The organism is Pseudomonas sp. MCal1 (assembly GCF_026341415.1).
Taxonomy (GTDB): domain Bacteria; phylum Pseudomonadota; class Gammaproteobacteria; order Pseudomonadales; family Pseudomonadaceae; genus Aquipseudomonas.
This window is the reverse complement of sequence record NZ_JAKUMP010000003.1, coordinates 274,144-293,270: the sequence shown is the minus strand read 5'-3', so window position 1 is coordinate 293,270 and position 19,127 is coordinate 274,144. Positions and strand designations below refer to the sequence as shown.

Below are 19,127 nucleotides of genomic sequence, written 5' to 3'. Positions count from 1 at the left end.
CCAGCTCTCACATAACCACAAAAACGCACAGCGCGATAAAGACAGGACGGAAATGTGCTTACGGCCTTGCGAGCCTTCACCCATCCACCTCACACCCGATTCGCTGGCGGCCAGCACCAAGAAGGATAGCCTAACAAACGCCCAGACCTTGCTACGAACGCCAAGATAGTTACATCCGGTTATCTCTGTTCTTCCGAACTCCATATCCAAGGTGTCCGTTCGTTTGCAGTATGACCTGGTAACTGCAGCTAGGAATCGTGGTACAGAAACATTCCTTCCTCGCCGCATTCGTTTGAAGCCGTCAGGGCTCGAGCGGCAAGTGCCGTGGTTTCATGATGGTCGAAATCGTAGCGCGGAGGCATAACTAACACGCTAGTCCACCAAGGCTCTCCGTCGATCAGCAGGGGAAGCTCGTGACACTGCAGATCATCCTCATCAGATCTCGGACCGAGCGCAATTCGAAGTGAACTTGTGAGGATGGAAGCCCCAGGGCGATTGTGATGATTCGCCACCACACATCCATAAGCCTTTAAAACGCTGACAATCCGACCTAAATCTGACTCATCGTTCAAAACGGCCACAACTGGCATATTGCTCTCCTTTGCAATGCTAATAAAAGTTCCTCGCCCGACGTCGCAGCGGCTTTAATAGAGAAGCTCAGCCTATCTGGAATACATGGCCCACCAAAACACATGCCCAAGAATCGATATCTGCTGCTCCTGGATCTGCTGGAACGTGTAGTCCTCGTCCGGATGCTCATCACGGTTGAAACTGCGCAAGCGTAGCCCGGTAGGGATCCGATAAACCTGCTTCACGCGAAGCTGACCATTGTGGTTGATGGCGTACATCTCACCGTCGACGATATCGCTCAGTGAGTTCTTGCCGACGTTCACACCAACCGTGGCGCCGTCGCGCAGCACAGGCATCATGCTGTTGCCGCCGACCTTCACGCACCTCGCGTTGCTGAATTGAACGCCATTTTGGCGCAAATCCTTTTTGTTGAAGCGCAGACGGGAGTTGGCGTTTTCTTCGATCGCGAACCTGCCTGATCCTGCCGCAAGCTCGACTTCGTGAAGGAAGGGGACGTAGACCTCATCGTCATCGAGCGGGGTCTCGTCGTCCCAGGTTTCGATATTTCCTAATTTGACACTAGGTTGGATGCGCTCTTGCTGAACATTGGCGACGGTAGAGACCAGTCGAGAACTGACCTCGCTCGCGTCGAAATTCAATGCCTTTGCGAGCTTCAGCAGCGCTTCTACATTCAGCGGTACCTTGCCGGTTGCGTATTGACTGAAAGCACTCTGGCCAGACCAGCCACAAGCCTCGGCCACATCCGCCTGAGTCAGGCTACGCCCGGCAGCTTTTGCAGCTGATTTCCGCTGTTCGTAGATGGCCTTGAGCCTGGTGCTCTCGGCGATTTCTTCGGGGGTAAGGGGGCGGCGTATTTTCATACGGACAAGAGTATTAGCAGAGCTGATATCCAAGCAAACAGCGCTGCTAGTATTTTGTTGCTGATAAAAAGCAGCGCTGCTACTATCCATGGCAGATATCAAGCCGTGGAATTTCCATGAAAAAGATCCCTTTGAGCAAATACCTAGAAGAGCACGGCACCCAAGCCGTACTCGCTGCTGCTCTCGGCGTGAACCAGAGCGCGATCTCGCAAATGGTTCGAGCCGGCAGAAGCATCGAAATCACCATTTATGACGATGGGCGCATCGAGGCGAATGAGATTCGCCCGATCCCAGCGCGCCCCAAGCGCACAGCAGCCTGAGGCATTCACCGCTAGCTGCCTGAACAAATAATCGCCCAGGCAATGGCAGGGCGCCACGGAAACAAATTTGAGGTTTTACGAATGGAAGATTTTCTGCGGGCCTGCCAGAGCGCTGTGCTGGATAACGAAGCCAAGACCCTCGCTGCAAAGATGGGCGTTCCGCACGTTGGCCTACTTCAGCGCGCAAATCCGGACAACGACGCACACCGCCTGACGGTGGAGCACTTGTTCGGGATCTTGCTACATACCGGAGACATGCGTCCTCTGGCGGCACTGGCGAGTGAATTTGGTTTCGACCTCGTAGCGAAAGCTGCGCCGGAGCCACAAGCGCTGACCAAATCACTGATCAACGTCGGCAAAGAGGTCGCCGATCTGACTATCGCGGTGCACCAAGCGCTGGATGACAACCACGTCAGTACTTTCGAGAAAAACTTGATCCGTCAGGAGATCAACCACGTTCGGCAGAGCCTGGACGTGATGGATGCCTCCGTGAAGGCTGCCTGAATCCAGGGCACAAAAAAGCCGACGGAGAAGGTCGGCTGATTCGCAAAACTAGAGAGGCCCGATTATGCAGGACCAACCCAATTCCAGCAATACCACGAACAGTGCTGCGACACGTTTTCAGAATTCTCAAAACGTGTCGCGAGCTTTTATCTTTTCCGTTCACGTCAGGAACACCTGACATGCAGTTCACCGTTACGATCAATCAGGTGAAGGCGCTAGAGTGGGGGCTGAATTCTCAGCAGGCCCTGCTGTTCGCCTTCGTCTACGGCTGCCCGAGCTGGACGAAGCCAATCAAGACTGACGACGGGATCTTCTTCGCGTTGAGCAAGGCCAAGATCATCGAGGAGCTGCCGCTGCTCACGGATAAGCCAGACACCGCTTACCGCATGCTGAAAGCCCTGGAAGAGGCCGGTTTGATCGAGCTTTCTAGTACTTCGAACATCACGCTGTTCCGACTGACTGAGAAGGCGATCGAGTGGAATCCCGATCGCATGGGGCACTTCAGTGCATACCAGCCTCCGGTGCAGCCACCTCGCCGTCGAACGAAGAAAAAGCCCATCCCTTCAGAATTGCGAACTCTCGTTTTTGCTCGAGATGGGCATGTCTGCCTGCGCTGTGGCTGTTCGGTGCGACTCCGCTTGAGAGCTGACCATGTCATTCCAGAGAGCCTGGGTGGCGAAGCATCCATGGAAAATCTTCAAACACTGTGCATGTCCTGCAATAGCTGGAAGGGTGTGCAGACCATCGATTTTCGCGGTATCACCGGAGGTGCCGCATGAGCATGGGCCTTATGGTCGCCGCTATGAAGCTTCGCGTCGGTAACCCACTGCGTAAGCTGGTCCTCATCAAGCTCGCAGACAATGCCAGTGATATGGGGGAATGCTGGCCGTCCTATCAACACATTGCCGATCAGTGCGAGATCAGCAAGCGTTCCGTTATGAACCACATCACCGCGTTGTGTGAGTCAGGGCTGCTGCGCAAGGAAATCAGGAAGGGTGGGCCGAAGGGCAATTCGTCGAATGTTTACTTCCTGACTCTTGATGGTGGTGCACCTCCTGCACCAGGGGTAGTGCAGCAGATTCACCAGGGTAGTGCAGCTGGTTCACCCCCTAGTGAATCTCCTGCACTAGGGGGTAGTGCAGGAGCTGCACCCAGAACCAGTCACTCTTCTGAACCAGTCAATGAACCGGTCATTGAACCAATTGAACCCCCGGCTTCCGCCGAGGTTGTGCCGGCTCAGTCTCGCAACCTAGTGCTGGTGGTTGATCGCGCCGACGCTCCACGGGTTGAGATTCCTGCTGACATGCCGGGCCCCAAAGATCAGTCCTGCAAAACCTTCAAGGTCTGGGCGAACTACGCCATGGCCTACCGCAAACGCTACAGCACTTGGCCCGTCTGGAACGCCAAGGTCGGCGGACAGCTCGGCCAACTGGTCGACCGGCTCGGTGCCGATGTTGCCCACCACGTCGCGGCTCACTACCTGAAGACCAGCGACGCTGGCGTCCTGCGCAAGTGCCACAGCCTCAACGAGCTGTTGGCCAACGCTGAGAGCTACCACACCCAGTGGGTCACTGGTCAGCGCATCAACGGGACCACCGCCCGCCAGATGGAGCGAACCGAGGCAAACGTCTCCGCCGCCGAGCAGGCCGCGCAAATGGTCTTGGCCAAACGCCAAGGGGGAGAGCGCAATGAGTACCTTTGAAATGAATGATCAGCAGGTTGCCGGACTGGCCGCAGCGATCTGCGCCACCGCCGAGGCCATGGGTCAGGAAATGAACCCAGGTACTGCGGCAATGATGGCTGAAGACCTCTGCGCTTACTCGGTGCCCACTGTGAAGGCTGCCCTGAAGGCCTGCCGCTTCGAGGTGAAGGGCAAGCTGGCCATGGCCGACATTCTCCAACGGGTGCAGGCCGCCGACGGTCGTCCCGGCAAGGACGAAGCTTGGGCGATCGCCATGACCACGAACGACGAGTTCGAAACCGTGGTGCTGACCGACGAAATCCAGCTCGCGCTGGCTGCTGCAAAACCTGTCCTCGACGCCGGCGACAAGGTAGGCGCCCGGATGGCGTTCATCAGCGCTTACGAGCGGCTGGTGGGGCAGGCCCGAGAAGACAACAAGAATGTGAACTGGCATGTCTCTGTCGGCTTCGACGCCAACCGCCGCACGCAGGCGATCACCAAGGCTGTGCAGATGCAGCGGATACCGCAGGAGCGCGCCCAGCAGTACCTGGCCGACTTGAGTGTCGCGCCGGTCACTGAAGACGGGCGGGCGGTTGTGGCTCTGCTCACCGGCGAAGTCGCGCGTCCATCTTCGAAGCTTCGGGAAAAACTCGCAGCCGTGAAGGACTCGATGCTCGCCATGCGAAAAGCCTCGGCCGCGGAAAAAACAGAACTGCGAATTCTGGCAGCCAATGAACTGGCGGATCGCCGGGCGCGGCTTATTCAGCAGGCCGAACAATTGAAAGCAAGGAGCGCGGCTCAATGAACATCGATAAACAAACACTCCAGAAATTGCTCTGGGCTGAAGCCGCGTCATACCGCGCAGATTGCGCGAACTGGAAGCGTAATACTGAGGCTCTTCAGGACTTCCTTGGCGAGAAGACCGTGGAGGAGGTGGCACTGGAGTTGTTGGCCGAGAACGAACGACTTACACAGCAACTCGGTGTGTTGATCGAAGGGTTGCCCAACAAGGTGGCCGCCCATGGCTGACAGAATCTCCGTGAACTGCCAAGCGCGGCTCTCCGAGGCCATCACCAAACTGAGCACCATGTACCGCGACAAGAAGTTCGTCGTGGTGTCGCTGCGCCCGGGCAAGGACCGCACACTCGACCAGAACCGGTTGTGGTTCGCGATGTACAAGCGCATCGCCGAGATGACCCAGATCGGCGATGAAGCCGACGCCCGTCGTTACTGCAAGCTGCACGTCGGTGTGCAGATCCTGCTGAACGAGGATACCGGGTTTCAGGCCGAGTGGTACCGGGTGATGCGTCACCTTCCGTACGAGACGAAGCTGGCCATGATGGGCGGTTGCCATCTATTCGGACCGGACGGTTTCCCGGTGACCAGCCTGTTCAATCGCGCCCAGGGCGTGGCGTACACCGACCGCATCGTCGCGCGCTTCGCTCCAGAGGGAGTGTATTTCGATGACCTGCTGAGCCAGGAGGCCGCATGACACTTGAAAGGAAGCAGCCCAAACTGAAGAAATGCCGCGTTGCTACTTGCAGGGCCTCATTCGTCCCATCGCGGATGGGGCAGGCGGTATGCAGCCCGGCATGCGCACTGATCGATGCGCCGAAGAATCACGACAAGGCCCGCAAAGCCATCGCCCAGCGCGACCGCCGCGAGATCAAGGTCCGAAAGGAGAAGCTGAAGAGCAGGGCAGATCACCTGCGCGAGGCCCAGGCCGCCGTGAACGAATACGTCCGCCTGCGTGACGCGCACCTGCCGTGCATCAGCTGCGACTCGATGCCGAATGACAACGGCCTCATGACCGGCAGCCGCTGGGACGCAGGGCACTATCGATCCGTCGGCGCCTGCCCGGAACTGCGCTTTGAGCCGCTGAACATCCACCGCCAGTGCGTGAAGTGCAATCGAAACCTTTCCGGTAACGCGGTCGAGTACCGGATCCGGCTGGTGCTGCGCATCGGCGCCGAAACTGTTGCTTGGCTCGAAGGGCCTCATGAGTCCCGCAAGTACACCGTGGAAGAAATCAAAACCATCAAGGCTGAGTACCGGGCCAAGACCCGCGAACTGAAGAAGGGGCAGGCAGCATGATCTACCACAACGTAATTTCGGCGGTCGTTCGTGCTTTGGCGGCCGAGACCATCAACAGCGCTGGCGGCTGCGACTTCGAGCCCAAGGTGCAGACCAGCAAGCTCAAGGGCGAGATCACCGGCAAGGATGCCGCGCTGCTGATCGACTGCATGGTTCACAAGGTGCTGCACGCCCAGCTCTCGCCGCGACACTGGAACGCGCTTACCGCGAAGTACAGCACTCATAAGGGGCGCAAGGTCGAGTCAATCGGCCGGCTGATCTCGGTGCTGGTCAGCCCTGCGCCGATGCTGTTCACGCAGAAGGCCGTGACTGTGTGGGCAATTCCGCAGGTGAAGGGTGTGCGGCGAGAGGCTGTGAAGGCTCCTGTGCCTGAGCGCCGTGACGACGAGGAGAAGTGGGGCTGGCGCAATGACGCGGCGCAGTTGGCCGTGGCCAGGGCAAACCAGCACTCACAGCAGAAAGCGGAGACGCGATCGAGCGACATGATCGTCCTCGCCGACTCGAACTACGACATGAACACCTGGGACAATCAGGGCCTGACCGAACGCACTTACCGCCGCTGGAACCAGGCGATCAAAGGGGCGCTGGAGAAGCTGGTTGACGAGGCTTTGGTGGAGGCTCAATCGCTTCTGGAAGAGGCTGAGGTGCTGACCAGCGAAGCGGCCTGAAAAGAGTCCCTCAAAAGGGCTTGCAATTGATGTCCGTATGTCCGATTATTTCTCCATCCTGTCATTTCTGCGTGTGTAGGAGTGAAGCAAAAAGCCCGGCCTTTAGAGTCGGGCTTTCTTGTTTTTGATATTTACTTTTCCCTCCTTGCTCGATAGCTTTCTGAGTTTGGATAAGCCATTTGAGTTAGGTAGGACTAATGAAAAGAGATCGTGCAGTTTTGCGCATCGTTCTTGAGGCGTGCGAGAGCATCACATATGGTTCTTCTCTTTCTTTTGGGCAGATTTTTCCGCATCTCATGAAAGACGGACAATACGTTCGTAGTGAGGAGTCGACATCGGTCAGGTTTCATTTGGATCTGTTGTCCGAAAGCGGCTACGTGAAGAGGAATTTTGATAAGGAACGACCGATCTATAGCGGCTTGACTTGGTCTGGTCACGATCTTCTAGATAACCTTAGATAGAGTTGATCTTTATTCTCCGCAAAGCCCAGCCATCGCGCTGGGCTTTTTCGTTTCTGGAGCATTCGCTGCAAAACCACGACTCTGTGCCGGGTGTCTCCGGCTGGAAACTTGACCCGTTGAAGGGCGAATTCGAAATCAACTCATGCACCATCGGCAGTGTGAGCAAGACGCCTGAGCGCCAGATGGTTTCGGTAGAGGTCGCCAGCTATGGCAAGTACGACTTGCCCAAGAATGCCGCCAAACTGCTCCAGTTCATGCAGGCCGAGCTGCAAAAAGTGCCCGAGGAATACCGGCACGCTGCAGAGTTTGAGGATTTCGATGCAAGTTACGGCGATGACTCGTTCAGCCCGCGCCTATTCCTCAGCTACTGGCGCCTTGAAACAGAAGATGAATTGGCGGATCGCCTCCAGAAGGCCAAGGGCGCTGGGATTCAGATCAAGAGCGATGGCGGTGTGACAACCTTCAGTCACGACGGGGTGCTTCGCATCCGTATCGGCAATCTCGCCGCACTAGAGCCTGAGCATTGCAAGAGCGCGGATATTTGGTCGGTCAAGATGCAGCTCAACGCCCAGGGGCAGTACGTTGCTGCTGGTATCGGCGTCGGCTCGGATCTTGTTCGGAGGCCAGACATCATAGTCAAACCTGCCAACATCGAGTTCCTCTCCGACGGCACGATCAAGATAAAACAGTCTGCGGACTGATCCACCAAATTAAATGGTTCGCCATCGGGCCTTACCGTTTTCGGCTCCCCACACCCATTGTTCCGAGCTGGGAGTGCAGTTGGAGCTGATTCAAATCCGAACGTTCTGGAGTTGTGTATGAAGAGCGAATATCGCCAGGCCGTTGAGTCGGTCATTGCGCAAGAAATGAAGCTGGGAGAGGTGACCAAGCTGCATGCTGAGGCTGTTGCTCGTGTTGCTCAGACCGCTGAGTGGGTCAGCCGAAATGAGGCCAGTCTGAATGCTTGCGAAGACAGACTGGCAAAGCTTGAGGCGGACCTGGGGTTAGAACCCCAAGCAAGCACCTAAAGTGTTCGGGTACATATCGGGGCCTCGCAGTGCTTTTTCATTCCTCTCTAAATCGATAACAAGCATCTGGTCTTTCGACTCTGTGAAATCGGTTTCGAAGTACAACTGATCGCATACGCTTTGCGCCGTGCCCGTGGATTTGATCGCGTAGAAGGAGGAGGTTTCTTCCCAGAATTTTTCCGAAATCTCTCTCACTTTTTTTGTAAAAGATTCATATCGATCCTGATAGGTCTCATCACTTTTGATGCGAAACGTGATTACAAAGTGTCCCATGGTTCCGTCCATCGTTTTGCTGTAGGGGCTTTGACGATAGCACGGAGCCATATGCCCGCCACCGAGCGGGCTTTTTTATTACTGACTCCCTGACGGGGAGGAACCGAGATGCCAAACATGCCAGACAAACCAGACACATGGGCGATAGCGCTTGCGTGGTTGAGCCAGCATTCGCCAATCCTCTGTGCGGCTGCGCTGTCCTGCGCCATGGCCGTCTTGAGGATCACTTACGGTGGCGGAACACGTCGTCAGATGCTGGTGGAGGGCGCCATTTGCGGCGGGCTCACACTGACCATCATTAGCGGCCTGGACTTCTTCGGCCTGCCCCAGAGCATGGCCACCTTCGCCGGCGGCTGGGTTGGCTTCCTGGGGGTGGAGAAGATCCGGAACATCGCTGACCGGGTGACCGACTTCAAGCTACCGACCCGCAAGGCCGAGTAAGTCGCGACACGTTTCGCCAATCAGCAAATTGTGTCGCGACACTGGAGTGAGCATGACCGCAGAAATCCACGACATCGCGGATCAGCGACCACACCTGACGATTACTGCTGATGACGGTGTCCACGTGCTGCCTTTTGACCTGGTGGCTCAGTGATCGCCGGCGACAAGCCATCGACCATCCTGACCGAGCCGGTTCCGCGCCGGATTATTGAAGAGTGGTTCCAGAGGGTGCTGCATGACCGCAAAGCTCGTTGAGCTCAAGCGTGAAGGCTGGCGTGATGCCGCCAAAACGCTGCGCAAGATTGCGGATGACCTCGATGCCGGTGTGCATCCGGAATGCACGGTAGGGGCGCTGACACTCATGGGGCCGAAAGGCGAAGTGACGGTTTTCGGCCTCGGTCCAAAGTGCGACGACCTGCAATGCCTGGGTGCGATGCGTCTGGGTGAGCAGAAGCTGATTGATGTGCTGCTTGATGGCGGGGAAGGGTAGGTATGCCGCAGGTGACTGCGGCACGGATGGAGCTTTCTTCTCAGCAGTTTAGCCAGCAGTTGGGCTCGCTATTCCGGCTAGGCTAGCCATTCCTCCTAAGAAAATACCGACGATCAACAAGAGTAGTCCAAATCGCGCCCAGTTGAGCCACTTGGTATCCACGGAAACATGAGTGATCCCTTTGCCCTTTTCGAAAACTTTGTCACTTGTCTCGATTTTGAGCCCACAGAAAGAAAATAGCCCAAGAATGAGGGTGCCTATTACTTGGAAAGCAGAGGAGAAAAATACCGTGAGGTACATGTGTTCTTTAACAAAGATGGCGAAGCCCATTGGAATTTCCTTTTAATTGGGAGTGACCTGGGAGCAGAGCATCTGCACCAACGTGTCATTACTGCGTGCAGGCAACTAGCCATCATTTCATATTCAACGAATCTATTCAATTTATCGCTGCGCTGAGGGAGATATGGCGGATGCGTCCAAGCCCACCATCCTCACTTCTGCAATTGTCAGAGCTGTCCGAACTCGGCATTCGCCTGATCCCTGCACCTGAGGTCTGGGATTGGCTCCAATCCGAGATCCTTGCCGAAACAGGCAGCATCCACAACGAGGAGCATGCCCATCTGATCGATGCGGACATTCGTGTGATGTGGGCGTCTGCTGCCTTCGCGAAGAAGGGGCGCACAGTCGTGGGTCAGGCCGAGCAGGTAGCGTTCCGCGCCGGCGGTTGGCAGAAGGCCCGAATGGAACAGCAGATGCGTGATTGGTTCGGCGATGTGCCGGCCTACATCATCACCTTGGCTGCCGATTACTGTGCTGACTGCTCCGACGCTGACTTCTGCGCACTGGTCGAGCATGAGCTTTACCACATCGCCCATGCGAAGGATCAGTACGGCGCACCCAAGTTCACCCAAGACGGCTTACCCAAGCTTGAGATGCGCGGACACGACGTTGAAGAGTTCGTCGGTGTTGTCCGCCGCTACGGTGCGAGCCCGGCGGTTCAAGAGCTGGTGGACGCTGCAAACAATCCTGCTGAGGTAGGGAAATTGAACATATCGAGGGCCTGCGGAACCTGTCTGCTCAAGTCGGCCTGACTTTGACAGCACTTTGACGGATGCCCATCTATGGCCGCACTCAGAGACGAGGTGAAAGCCTTTGTTGTACAGGCGCTGGCCTGCTTTGACACGCCATCTCAAGTGGTGGCTTCGGTCAAAGAAACCTTCGGGATCGATGTCACCCGCCAGCAGTGCGAGGCATACGACCCCACCAAATACGTCGGGCGGAGCCTGAACCAGAAGTGGAAAACGCTGTTTGAAGACACGCGCGCCCGCTTCCGGGAGGAGACCGCCGAGATCCCGATCGCCAACCGAGCTTATCGCCTGCGCGCCATGAACCGGTTCGTGGAGAAGGCCGAGTCGATGAAGAACATCGGTCTGGCCATGCAGATCCTCGAGCAGGCCGCGAAGGAAGTCGGAGACGTTTACGTGAATCGTCGCCTCGAACCTGAAAAACCTCTGGGCTCTCAAGCGGACCAGCAGCACGCCGTTGCTGAGTACACCCTGGAGCCTGATGAGAATGTCCCCGCTACCCCGTACCTATGACCCGCCCGTAAAGCTGACGCCGAAACAGGCGAACATTTACTGCTGGGGCTTTCAGCCAGAGGCGCGCTTCCGCGATGCGGTGTGTGGTCGACGGTTCGGCAAAACGTTCCTGGGCAAGGCCGAGATGCGGCGGGCCGCGCGACTTGCTGCTGAGTGGGGAGTTAGCGTTGAGGATGAGATCTGGTATGGCGCACCCACGTTCAAACAAGCAAAGCGCGTTTTCTGGCGTCGCTTGAAACAGGCGATCCCCGAAGCATGGCGCGCACACCGCCCGAACGAGACTGAGTGCTCGATCACGCTCAAGTCCGGCCACGTCATGCGCGTTGTTGGCCTCGACAACTACGACAACCTGCGCGGCTCTGGACTGTTCTTCGTCCTAGTGGATGAGTGGGCGGACTGCCCATGGGAGGCTTGGGAAGAAGTCCTGCGGCCGATGCTTTCGACCTGTCAGTACACGATTCCTGGAGTAGGAGCCCGGAAGGGTGGCCATGCGCTGCGAATTGGTACGCCCAAAGGTTTCAACCACTGCTACGACACGTTCCAAGATGGTCGTCCAGGTCATGAGCCTGATCACAAGAGCTGGCTATACACCTCGCTCGATGGCGGTAACGTCCCAGCTGAAGAGCTTGAAGCAGCCCGTCGCAAGATGGACCCTCGAACCTTTCGACAGGAATACGAGGCCAGCTTCGAGAACTACGCGGGTGTCGTCTATTACACGTTCAATCGTGAGGCGAATCGGACCAGCGAAACCATCAAGCGCGGCGAGGCCTTGCACATCGGCATGGACTTCAACGTCATGAAGATGGCGGCCGTCGTGCACGTGATTCGCGATGACTTGCCACTGGCGCTCAGCGAATTCTCAGATGTGCGGGACACGCCCGAGATGATCGAGAAGATCAAGCTGCGCTTCCCCGACCACAGCATTGCGATCTACCCAGACGCCAGCGGCCAGAACACCAGCAGCAAAAGTGCGAGCGAATCGGATCTGTCGCTGCTCAGGAAGGCCGGCTTCACCGTGGTGGTGGACTCGACCAACCCGGCAGTGAAAGACCGGGTCAACGCCATGTGCGCGATGTTCGCCAACACGTACGGCGAGCACCGGTACCTGGTCAACGTCGACCAGTGTCCGAAATACACGCAGTGCCTGGAACGACAGATCTACACGGATAAGGGCGAGCCTGACAAGAAGGCCGGATATGACCACTTGGTGGATGCGCCCGGTTATTTCATTGCCAAGCGGTACCCGATCAAAACACGCACAGGCGGAACACGCCGAATTGGAGGCTTGGCCTGATGCCAGTGCAATCGACAAACCCAGACTACGACGCGCACATTGCCGAGTGGGAGATGATGGACGACGCCCTTGAGGGTGAGTGCGCCGTCAAGCGCAACGAGCGCAACCTGCCCAAACCGAGCGGCATGGTCGAAGCTGAGAAACTCGACGCCGCCGGCAACAAGTACCTTTACGCGAACTACACGGCACGCGCTCAGTACGAACACTGGGTGCGTGACTCGCTTCGCTCGATGATGGGCCTGGTGTCTCGGTTGATCCCGGAGATTGAACTGCCTACCGGTTTGAAAGGGCTGGAGGACAACGCTACGGTGGACGGCTTCGGCCTGAAGCAGCTGTTCTTCCGTATGGTGCGCCAGGCGATCTCGCACGGTCGGGTGCCGCTGGTGGTGAACATCGACGAGCGAGGCGAGCCGTATTTCTCGACGTATGCCACGCGCAACGCCATCAACTGGGACACCGCTGATCAGGGCGGCCGGCAGGATCTGGTCCTCTCAGTGTTCCGCGAGTTTCGAAAGAAGGGCGGCGATCGTTACAGCCACGACTGCGACACGGTTTTTCGTGAGTTCTTCATGCAAGGCGATACCTGTTACACCGCAGTGCGTAACGAGGGTGGTGAGCTCGTCGAGGAAGAGAAGCCTCTCGGAACCACCGGTACCGACAACCGTCTGGTGAAGGGGCTGACATACCTGCCGGTGATTTACTGCGGCTCTACCGACAACTCGCCAGACGTCGACGAGGTGCCACTGTTGACCATGGCGCGGGCCGCTTTGAAGTCGTACCAGCTGAGCGCTGACTACTTCACTGCACTGCACCAAACCAGCCATCCGCAGCCTTGGGTGTCCGGTCTCGATGACTCCGTAGAGCTTAGCGTCACGGGGCCATCGGCGGCATGGGATCTTGGTCCGAACGGACAGTGTGGCTATCTGGAATTCCAGGGTGCCGGCGTCGAGGCTGTTCGCAAGGCCATGGATGCCCAGAAGAACGCCGCGCTTGAAGCGGGTGCCAAGGTCATGGATATCGGCGGCACCGAGTCAGGTGAGGCACGTAAGACACGCCAGAACGATCAGCACGCCACGCTGCACAGCATTGTTATTACGGTGGCAGAGGCGGTGGAGCAGGGACTGCGATATGCCGCCGAGTGGAAGGGCTACGACCCCAAGCAGGTCAAGTTCAAGGTAAGCCCTGAGTTCGTCACCCCGGTGGTCGACGCCCAGGTGCTCGCCGAGCTGCTGAAAGGTGTGATGGCCGGAACGATCAGCGCCGACACCTACTGGCAGTACCTCACCACCGGCAAGCTGCCGGACCGCGCATATGAAGATGAAGCCGACCTGATCAGCGATGAGCGCGAGTCCGCCGGCATCAACCTGGACAAAGAAGATGCCAACGACAAGCCAGGCGCAGACGGACAGCCAACTGCTGGAGCAGACGACCCGTCACTCGGTAATGCTGGAGCGACTTAAGGCCGGCGAGGTCAAGAAGTTCGAGAAGTACCTGCGCCAGATCGACAAGCTGGTGCGCGAGCAGTTGACCCGTAAGGAGCTGACCACCTACAGCCGGGTTCGCCTTGAGCAGTTCCTGGCCCGGGTAGACAGCAAGCTGCTGGAGATCTACACGGCCTATGGCGATCTGGTGCAGGCCGATCTGGTCGATATCGCGCTGTATGAGTCGACCTTTGAAGCCAAAAGCCTAAGCAACGCGCTGTCGATTGACGCGGTCGTGCCGACCAACGCCGTGATCCGGGCAGCGGTGTTCTCCTATCCGCTGCAAGTGAAGGGCATCGACGGCGGCAAGTTGCTGAAGAGTTTCGTCAGTGGCTGGACGCGCACGGAGACGATGCGGATCACGAACACCATCCGCCTCGGCTTCGGCCAAGGCCAGACCAACGCCCAAATCATCCAGGCCATTCGCGGCACCGCAGCTCAGAACTTCACGGACGGCGTCTTGGCGGTGAGCAATCGCAACGCTGCGTCCGTGGTGCAGACGGCTATCCAGCACGTGGCCACGACGGCGCGAATGGAGACGCTGAAGGCCAACAGTGACGTGGTTCTGGGCTACCGCTGGGTGTCGACGCTCGACCGCAAGACCTCGCAGCAGTGCAAGGGCCTGGACGGCATGCGCTTCGACTTGGGTAAAGGGCCGTTGCCGCCGGCGCACATCAACTGCCGGTCGACTACGGTGCCGACCACCAGGCTTTCGGAGGCGTTTGCCAAGGACGCCACGCGCGCCTCGGTGGGCGAGAGTGGCGGGGCGCAGGTCGATGCCAGCCTGAACTATTACGAGTGGCTGGCAACGCAGCCGGCGAGCTTTCAGGATCATGCGCTTGGCCCGGTCCGGGGCAAGCTGTTCCGCGATGGTGGGCTGACGCCGGAGAAGTTCTCCAAGCTGCAGCTCGATAAATCGTTCAAGCCGCTGACGCTAGTGCAACTGAAAGACATTGAGCCTGACATGTTCGCCCGAGCAGGCGTTACACTCGGCGCTCAACCAATCTGAGATCACGCATGCAGATCATCGTTGAGGACGGGAAGGGCAGGCCAGACGCGAATAGCTTCGTGCCGCTGGAGAAGCTGACCTTCTACCGCGACTACTACGGGTTCCGGATTCCTGAAGCCGAGGCCGATCAGGTCGAACTGCTGCTGCGCGCCGCAGCCGACATCAACGCTCTTCAATGGAAGGGCGGCAAGGCCAATCCCGATCAGGCTATGGCCTGGCCGCGGCGCGACTGCAAGATCGAATACCAGACGCTTTCCGAGACGTTCGTGCCCTTTGAACTTGAATGGGGCCAGGTACGGCTGGCAGTTGAGCTGTACGCTGCCGAGCAGGGATTTCAGATCGAAGAGCCAACGCATTGCACGGAGCCAAACGGGCGACGAACTCGGCTCAATCGCGATACGCCGGGCTTTCGCACGCGCCCGCCGCCATATGCATCGAGTAGGACGCAATTTGCCGATTATCTAGTGATGCGCGGGTTGCGGCTTGTATCCGAGTGAGTGTTGAATGTGCGCCTTTCTCGAAAGAAGGGGGTCTCGTTTGGAAGAGTCAGAAATAGAAAAACTGCTTGATATCGATGATCTGGATAAGCCGATTTATCGAATTTTTCCCCAATGGGCGCTCGCGGAAGCTCTTCGATTGAAGGAATTGACTTTGGTGCCTCCCCATTTTTGGGAGGATCCTTACGAGATTATTGAACGCAAAATTGCTGTGACCGTAATGGACGGTGATATAGCTCGTCGGCAGGTAATCCTTGGTGGTGGGCTTACTCCTATTTTTGCTCAAAGCTGGTCTTCTACAGCGGAATCAGACACGCTTTTGCGAGCGTATTCGAGGGTCGTGAAACACCCTCATCATGGGCGGAACACTTGCCCTGGAGAAGAGGGCGTAAAAGTCAGAACCACTCCAAGGAAACTGATTAGGGCAGTTTTGGATGGCACCAACGGAACAGACGCCTCTCCGTTTATAGGGGATGTGCTCTATTTGTCGACCGAAGAGTTGCATAGTTGTTTAAGCAGCTTGGTTGCTACAGCGGGGCCTCACGTCTTCGATGATCCGGCCAACAGGATTCGTTTGTTGATGCTGAAGCGAGACGGTTTTTCCCATGAAAGAGAAGTCCGAGTGGGGGTGATCGCTCCTCAGCCCAATGGGAGTTCGGTTTTTAAAGTAAAAATCGACCCTAATTCGATCTTTGAGGAGATCACTTTCGATCCAAGGCTTATTGAATTCGAAAGAAAAGAACGCATTAGAGACTTCGAGGAGCTGGGTTTTACCGGCACATTTGGAGAGTCAAATCTTTATCAGTCTGTGATCTTGGACATCAGAGTCCGCGTTGAAGGGACGTAAGCCCACACTCCGCATTTTGTTGTATTTCCAACCTCGGCTATGCCGGGGTTTTTTTATGCCCGTCAGGCGGGCCAACCAATCCCCAGGGGATACCCATGCCATTTGAATTCGACCCGGCCGCCGCTGGCCTCACCCTCGACGCAACTCAGACCGCAGCCCTCCAGGAGGCGCTTGGCGGAAAGGTTCAGGAGTATCTGGACAAGGAAGTAAATGGACTCAAGTCCAAGAATCAGGAATTGCTGGGCTCCAATCGGACCATCAAAACCGAACTGGACAAGCTGAAAGGTCAGTTTGAAGGCCTGGACATCGACGCGGTGAAAGGCTTGCTCGCCAAGGTCGGTCAGGACGAAGAAACGAAGCTGATCGCCGAGGGCAAGCTCGACGAGGTTATCAACCGCCGTACCGAGCGCCTGCGCACCGACTCCGAGAAGCAAATCAAGGCCGCCAACGAGCGCGCCGACAAGGCAGAAGCATTCGCTGCCAAGTACAGCGACAAGGTGCTGGCCGACTCCATCCGCGCTGCCGCCATCAAGGCCGGTGCGCTCCCAGAGGCTGCCGAGGACATCATCTTGCGCGCACGGGGCACTTTCAAACTCAGTGAAGACGGCGAGGCAATTGCCACCGACCGTGACGGCGAGGTCGTTTACGGGAAGGACGGCAAAACCCCGCTGTCGCCGCTCGAATGGGCGGAATCGCTGCGTGAAACAGCAACACACCTGTGGCCAAGGGCTCAGGGTGCCGGTCCGACCGGCGATCAAGGTGGTAAGGCCACGAAGAAATGGGGTGAGTACACCGAGCAAGAGCGCGCCGCGCTGGCCCGTGACAACCCCGAAGCATTCAAAAAACTCCAGGCCACCAAAGGAACCTAATCCATGGCAACTACCCAACTGACCGACATCTTCGTCGGTGACTACTACGCCTCCTTGGCGCCGGTTAACAGCCCGGAAAAGACCGCTGTTTACGAGTCGGGCATCGTGACTCGCTCGCCTGTACTGGATGCGATCGCTTCCGGTAGCCAAGGCACCGCGGAGATCAGCTACTGGCAGGACCTCAACGCTGATGAAGCTCCGAACATCAGTAACGATGACCCGAACGATCAGGGCGAAGTCGGTAAGGTCGAGCAGGACAGCATGCGTGCCCGCGTCCTGTACCTCAACAAAGGCTACGGCGTAACCGATTTGACTGCGGAGCTGGCCAACACCGAACCACAACAGCAGATCCGCAACCGCTTCGGCACCTACTGGACCCGCCAATGGCAGCGCTACACCCTCGGTGCCGCTCGCGGCATTATCGCCTCGAACATCGCCAATAACGGCGGTGACATGGTCATCGACGCGGGCGCGACTATCAACGCCAATGCCTTTCAGGATGCCGCGTTTACCGCCGGCGACGCTGCTGATCAGTTCGGCGCGATCGGCGTGCACTCGGTCGTGATGAATCAGATGGTCAAGCAAGACCTGATCGAGTACCTGCGCGACTCCGACGGAAAGATCATTTTGGCCACCTACCTGGGTAAACCGGTGTTCATGGATGACGGTCTGGTCTATGGCGCTGGCAAATACCTGTCCGTGTTCTTCGGCCAGGGTGCTTTCGGCTACGGCGAAGGTGCCCCGAAGGTGCCGGTCGAGCTGGAGCGTAAGCCGGGTGGCGGCAACGGCGGCGGTGCGGAAGTGCTGTGGGAGCGGAAGACCTACATCCTCCAGCCTGCCGGTTTCAGCTGGAAGGGTTCTGAAGCCCAGAACGCCAGTCCGACCGCGACCCAATACGCCGCCGCAGCCAACTGGCAGCGCGTGTTCAGCCGCAAGCAGGTCCCATTCGCCGCCGTGATCAGCGGTACCACTACGCCGTAACTCGGCCATACGACCTGGCGCCCATATGGCGCCGGATGCTTTTGAGGTGACTTATGAAAGTGATCTACACGGACACGCCGGGCAAAGAACGCGGTGTGTGCTACCGGCTGCTGAGCGAATTCTTCGGTGTCATCGGCTCCGCTACCGAGGTGGTCGTCGATGGCGATGCCCCGGATATCGTCGATGCCTATCAAGCGGTTGGCATCAAGGTATCCGACGGCAATGAGCAGGAAGTCACGGAAACTGACCCTCTGAAAATGAAGGTTCCCCAGTTGAAAGAATGGCTGACAGAGAAGGGCATCGCCTTCGATCCGACCGCCAAGAAAGAAGACCTGCAGGCCTTGGTGCCTGCGGAATAAGGACAAGCACATGACTGACTTCATCACCGTTGCCGATGTTGACGCCCAGCTCGGTCTTGGCTGGGCCGGCACCGGTGATCCGATCCTTGCCGTGACCATGGCCAATGCCTGGCTCACGACCAAGATTAAGCGGGCTGTTCCAGATCCGGTTCCGGCCGAGATCAAAACAGCCGGCGCTCAGGTCGCCAAAGAGGCGGCGGCGGGCAAGCTGTACACGTCCACGCAGAAGGAAGTGCAGAGCAAGACCGTGTCGGCTCAGTCCGGCACGTCTGTAAGCAAGACCTACGTGGCGGGCTCTACCGATCAGTCAGCGGGCTTGAATTTTGCCTTGGCGCTGCTCGATCCATGGGTCAAGCGATCCGGCGTAATGATGCTCAAGAGGACCTGATCATGGGCATGCGCGAAGAGATTCAGGCTGAAATGGCTGAAGCGTTCGACGATCCTGATGGCCTTGCCGACGCAGTCAAGCCGGTCACAGGCGTGCGCAAGGTTGCGGGCGAGTATGACCCTGAGCTGGGCGGTGCGCCCGAAGTGACCACCACCTACGGCGGTCGTGGAGTATTTGGCAACTACCTTGCCAAAGAAATCGACGGCTCCTTGATCCAGACCACCGACGAAAAGCTGCTGGTACTGCAAAGCGAGCTATTCATCACCGTGATGGGAGAGCCAACAAGAGAGGCTGCCATTCCAAAAATTGGCGACATCATTGGCGGCAAGCGCGCGCTCAACGTCGCTCAGGATCCTGCAGGTGCCACTTGGACTGTTCAGTTGAGGGGCTGAC

Annotated in this window: 30 protein-coding genes and 1 pseudogene; 27 read left to right on the top strand and 4 right to left on the bottom strand. The window is 57.6% G+C overall.

What is annotated here, in order from left to right; genetic code table 11:
* Positions 1 to 248 precede the first annotated feature (248 nt).
* Together MKZ87_RS07230 and MKZ87_RS07225 are read right to left on the bottom strand one after the other, a co-directional pair.
* Positions 249 to 590: a hypothetical protein gene (locus tag MKZ87_RS07230; protein ID WP_266200512.1), complete on the bottom strand. Its 342-nt coding sequence runs from the start codon at positions 588 to 590 to the stop codon at positions 249 to 251.
* Between the two features lie 72 nt (positions 591 to 662).
* Positions 663 to 1,451, bottom strand: coding sequence for a LexA family transcriptional regulator (locus MKZ87_RS07225; RefSeq protein ID WP_266200587.1), 789 nt, complete (start codon positions 1,449 to 1,451; stop codon positions 663 to 665).
* Positions 1,452 to 1,567: 116 nt separating this feature from the next.
* On the opposite strand from MKZ87_RS07225, the gene MKZ87_RS07220 reads away from it, so the two are divergent.
* From MKZ87_RS07220 to MKZ87_RS07165, 13 genes and pseudogenes are all read left to right on the top strand, one after another.
* Positions 1,568 to 1,771 (top strand): Cro/CI family transcriptional regulator, encoded by a 204-nt coding sequence (locus MKZ87_RS07220; protein ID WP_266200511.1) that lies wholly within the window; start codon positions 1,568 to 1,570, stop codon positions 1,769 to 1,771.
* Between the two features lie 81 nt (positions 1,772 to 1,852).
* A complete protein-coding gene (locus MKZ87_RS07215; RefSeq protein WP_266200510.1) occupies positions 1,853 to 2,275 on the top strand; it encodes a phage regulatory CII family protein in 423 nt (140 codons plus the stop codon).
* A gap of 179 nt (positions 2,276 to 2,454) precedes the next feature.
* A pseudogene (locus tag MKZ87_RS07210) lies at positions 2,455 to 2,764 on the top strand (phage replication protein); the annotation flags it as partial.
* Positions 2,765 to 2,766: 2 nt separating this feature from the next.
* Positions 2,767 to 3,054 carry an HNH endonuclease gene (locus MKZ87_RS07205; RefSeq protein WP_266200586.1) on the top strand — a complete coding sequence of 96 codons (288 nt, stop codon included), beginning with the start codon at positions 2,767 to 2,769 and terminating at the stop codon, positions 3,052 to 3,054.
* Entirely contained in the window at positions 3,051 to 3,977 is a 927-nt protein-coding gene (locus MKZ87_RS07200) for a helix-turn-helix domain-containing protein (RefSeq protein ID WP_266200509.1), read from the top strand. Before MKZ87_RS07205 ends, MKZ87_RS07200 begins: the two co-directional genes overlap by 4 nt.
* Positions 3,964 to 4,761, top strand: coding sequence for a hypothetical protein (locus tag MKZ87_RS07195; RefSeq protein WP_266200508.1), 798 nt, complete (start codon positions 3,964 to 3,966; stop codon positions 4,759 to 4,761). The genes MKZ87_RS07200 and MKZ87_RS07195 overlap by 14 nt, the downstream gene beginning before the upstream one ends.
* Positions 4,758 to 4,985 carry a hypothetical protein gene (locus MKZ87_RS07190; protein ID WP_266200507.1) on the top strand — a complete coding sequence of 76 codons (228 nt, stop codon included), beginning with the start codon at positions 4,758 to 4,760 and terminating at the stop codon, positions 4,983 to 4,985. Before MKZ87_RS07195 ends, MKZ87_RS07190 begins: the two co-directional genes overlap by 4 nt.
* Positions 4,978 to 5,448 carry a hypothetical protein gene (locus MKZ87_RS07185; RefSeq protein ID WP_266200506.1) on the top strand — a complete coding sequence of 157 codons (471 nt, stop codon included), beginning with the start codon at positions 4,978 to 4,980 and terminating at the stop codon, positions 5,446 to 5,448. The genes MKZ87_RS07190 and MKZ87_RS07185 overlap by 8 nt, the downstream gene beginning before the upstream one ends.
* Positions 5,445 to 6,050 (top strand): recombination protein NinG, encoded by a 606-nt coding sequence (locus MKZ87_RS07180; RefSeq protein ID WP_266200505.1) that lies wholly within the window; start codon positions 5,445 to 5,447, stop codon positions 6,048 to 6,050. The genes MKZ87_RS07185 and MKZ87_RS07180 overlap by 4 nt, the downstream gene beginning before the upstream one ends.
* The gene (locus MKZ87_RS07175; RefSeq protein ID WP_266200504.1) at positions 6,047 to 6,718 is read left to right on the top strand and encodes a hypothetical protein; all 672 of its coding nucleotides are present in this window, start codon (positions 6,047 to 6,049) and stop codon (positions 6,716 to 6,718) included. Before MKZ87_RS07180 ends, MKZ87_RS07175 begins: the two co-directional genes overlap by 4 nt.
* A gap of 197 nt (positions 6,719 to 6,915) precedes the next feature.
* Complete coding sequence (locus tag MKZ87_RS28980; RefSeq protein WP_416383545.1) at positions 6,916 to 7,179, top strand: DUF2513 domain-containing protein; 264 nt, start codon at positions 6,916 to 6,918, stop codon at positions 7,177 to 7,179.
* A gap of 2 nt (positions 7,180 to 7,181) precedes the next feature.
* The gene (locus tag MKZ87_RS07170; protein WP_266200503.1) at positions 7,182 to 7,880 is read left to right on the top strand and encodes a DUF1983 domain-containing protein; all 699 of its coding nucleotides are present in this window, start codon (positions 7,182 to 7,184) and stop codon (positions 7,878 to 7,880) included.
* Between the two features lie 117 nt (positions 7,881 to 7,997).
* The gene (locus tag MKZ87_RS07165; protein ID WP_266200502.1) at positions 7,998 to 8,207 is read left to right on the top strand and encodes a hypothetical protein; all 210 of its coding nucleotides are present in this window, start codon (positions 7,998 to 8,000) and stop codon (positions 8,205 to 8,207) included.
* Here MKZ87_RS07165 and MKZ87_RS07160 read toward each other — a convergent pair.
* A complete protein-coding gene (locus tag MKZ87_RS07160; RefSeq protein ID WP_266200501.1) occupies positions 8,184 to 8,480 on the bottom strand; it encodes a hypothetical protein in 297 nt (98 codons plus the stop codon). The two genes, MKZ87_RS07165 and MKZ87_RS07160, sit on opposite strands and share 24 nt — an antisense overlap.
* Positions 8,481 to 8,588: 108 nt before the next feature.
* Here MKZ87_RS07160 and MKZ87_RS07155 point away from each other — a divergent pair, with 108 nt between their 5' ends.
* Complete coding sequence (locus tag MKZ87_RS07155; protein WP_266200500.1) at positions 8,589 to 8,921, top strand: phage holin, lambda family; 333 nt, start codon at positions 8,589 to 8,591, stop codon at positions 8,919 to 8,921.
* 235 nt (positions 8,922 to 9,156) lie between these two features.
* Complete coding sequence (locus tag MKZ87_RS07150; RefSeq protein WP_266200499.1) at positions 9,157 to 9,411, top strand: hypothetical protein; 255 nt, start codon at positions 9,157 to 9,159, stop codon at positions 9,409 to 9,411.
* Positions 9,412 to 9,459: 48 nt separating this feature from the next.
* Here the strand turns inward: MKZ87_RS07150 and MKZ87_RS07145 are convergent, their stop codons facing one another.
* Entirely contained in the window at positions 9,460 to 9,741 is a 282-nt protein-coding gene (locus MKZ87_RS07145; protein ID WP_266200498.1) for a hypothetical protein, read from the bottom strand.
* A gap of 140 nt (positions 9,742 to 9,881) precedes the next feature.
* Between MKZ87_RS07145 and MKZ87_RS07140 the strand changes: the two genes are divergently transcribed.
* The 12 genes from MKZ87_RS07140 (at position 9,882) to MKZ87_RS07085 (ending at position 19,126) form a co-directional block, all read left to right on the top strand.
* The gene (locus MKZ87_RS07140) at positions 9,882 to 10,502 is read left to right on the top strand and encodes a putative metallopeptidase (RefSeq protein WP_266200497.1); all 621 of its coding nucleotides are present in this window, start codon (positions 9,882 to 9,884) and stop codon (positions 10,500 to 10,502) included.
* Between the two features lie 30 nt (positions 10,503 to 10,532).
* Positions 10,533 to 11,009: a DUF2280 domain-containing protein gene (locus tag MKZ87_RS07135; protein WP_266200496.1), complete on the top strand. Its 477-nt coding sequence runs from the start codon at positions 10,533 to 10,535 to the stop codon at positions 11,007 to 11,009.
* Positions 10,984 to 12,303, top strand: coding sequence for a terminase large subunit domain-containing protein (locus MKZ87_RS07130; protein ID WP_266200495.1), 1,320 nt, complete (start codon positions 10,984 to 10,986; stop codon positions 12,301 to 12,303). Before MKZ87_RS07135 ends, MKZ87_RS07130 begins: the two co-directional genes overlap by 26 nt.
* Positions 12,303 to 13,763, top strand: coding sequence for a DUF4055 domain-containing protein (locus tag MKZ87_RS07125; protein ID WP_266200494.1), 1,461 nt, complete (start codon positions 12,303 to 12,305; stop codon positions 13,761 to 13,763). The genes MKZ87_RS07130 and MKZ87_RS07125 overlap by 1 nt, the downstream gene beginning before the upstream one ends.
* Positions 13,681 to 14,793, top strand: coding sequence for a minor capsid protein (locus MKZ87_RS07120; RefSeq protein WP_266200493.1), 1,113 nt, complete (start codon positions 13,681 to 13,683; stop codon positions 14,791 to 14,793). Before MKZ87_RS07125 ends, MKZ87_RS07120 begins: the two co-directional genes overlap by 83 nt.
* Before the next feature lie 8 nt (positions 14,794 to 14,801).
* Positions 14,802 to 15,290, top strand: a complete 489-nt coding sequence (locus tag MKZ87_RS07115; RefSeq protein WP_266200492.1) for a DnaT-like ssDNA-binding protein — start codon at positions 14,802 to 14,804, stop codon at positions 15,288 to 15,290.
* 40 nt (positions 15,291 to 15,330) lie between these two features.
* Positions 15,331 to 16,137, top strand: a complete 807-nt coding sequence (locus MKZ87_RS07110) for a hypothetical protein (protein WP_162803819.1) — start codon at positions 15,331 to 15,333, stop codon at positions 16,135 to 16,137.
* A gap of 95 nt (positions 16,138 to 16,232) precedes the next feature.
* Positions 16,233 to 17,006, top strand: coding sequence for a hypothetical protein (locus MKZ87_RS07105; protein WP_115077733.1), 774 nt, complete (start codon positions 16,233 to 16,235; stop codon positions 17,004 to 17,006).
* Between the two features lie 3 nt (positions 17,007 to 17,009).
* Positions 17,010 to 17,987 carry a major capsid protein gene (locus MKZ87_RS07100; protein ID WP_103485001.1) on the top strand — a complete coding sequence of 326 codons (978 nt, stop codon included), beginning with the start codon at positions 17,010 to 17,012 and terminating at the stop codon, positions 17,985 to 17,987.
* Positions 17,988 to 18,040: 53 nt separating this feature from the next.
* Positions 18,041 to 18,346: a HeH/LEM domain-containing protein gene (locus tag MKZ87_RS07095; RefSeq protein ID WP_234205104.1), complete on the top strand. Its 306-nt coding sequence runs from the start codon at positions 18,041 to 18,043 to the stop codon at positions 18,344 to 18,346.
* 10 nt (positions 18,347 to 18,356) lie between these two features.
* Positions 18,357 to 18,734: a hypothetical protein gene (locus MKZ87_RS07090; RefSeq protein WP_266200491.1), complete on the top strand. Its 378-nt coding sequence runs from the start codon at positions 18,357 to 18,359 to the stop codon at positions 18,732 to 18,734.
* A 2-nt stretch (positions 18,735 to 18,736) separates the two neighbouring features.
* Complete coding sequence (locus MKZ87_RS07085) at positions 18,737 to 19,126, top strand: hypothetical protein (protein WP_234206611.1); 390 nt, start codon at positions 18,737 to 18,739, stop codon at positions 19,124 to 19,126.
* Position 19,127: the final 1 nt, after the last annotated feature.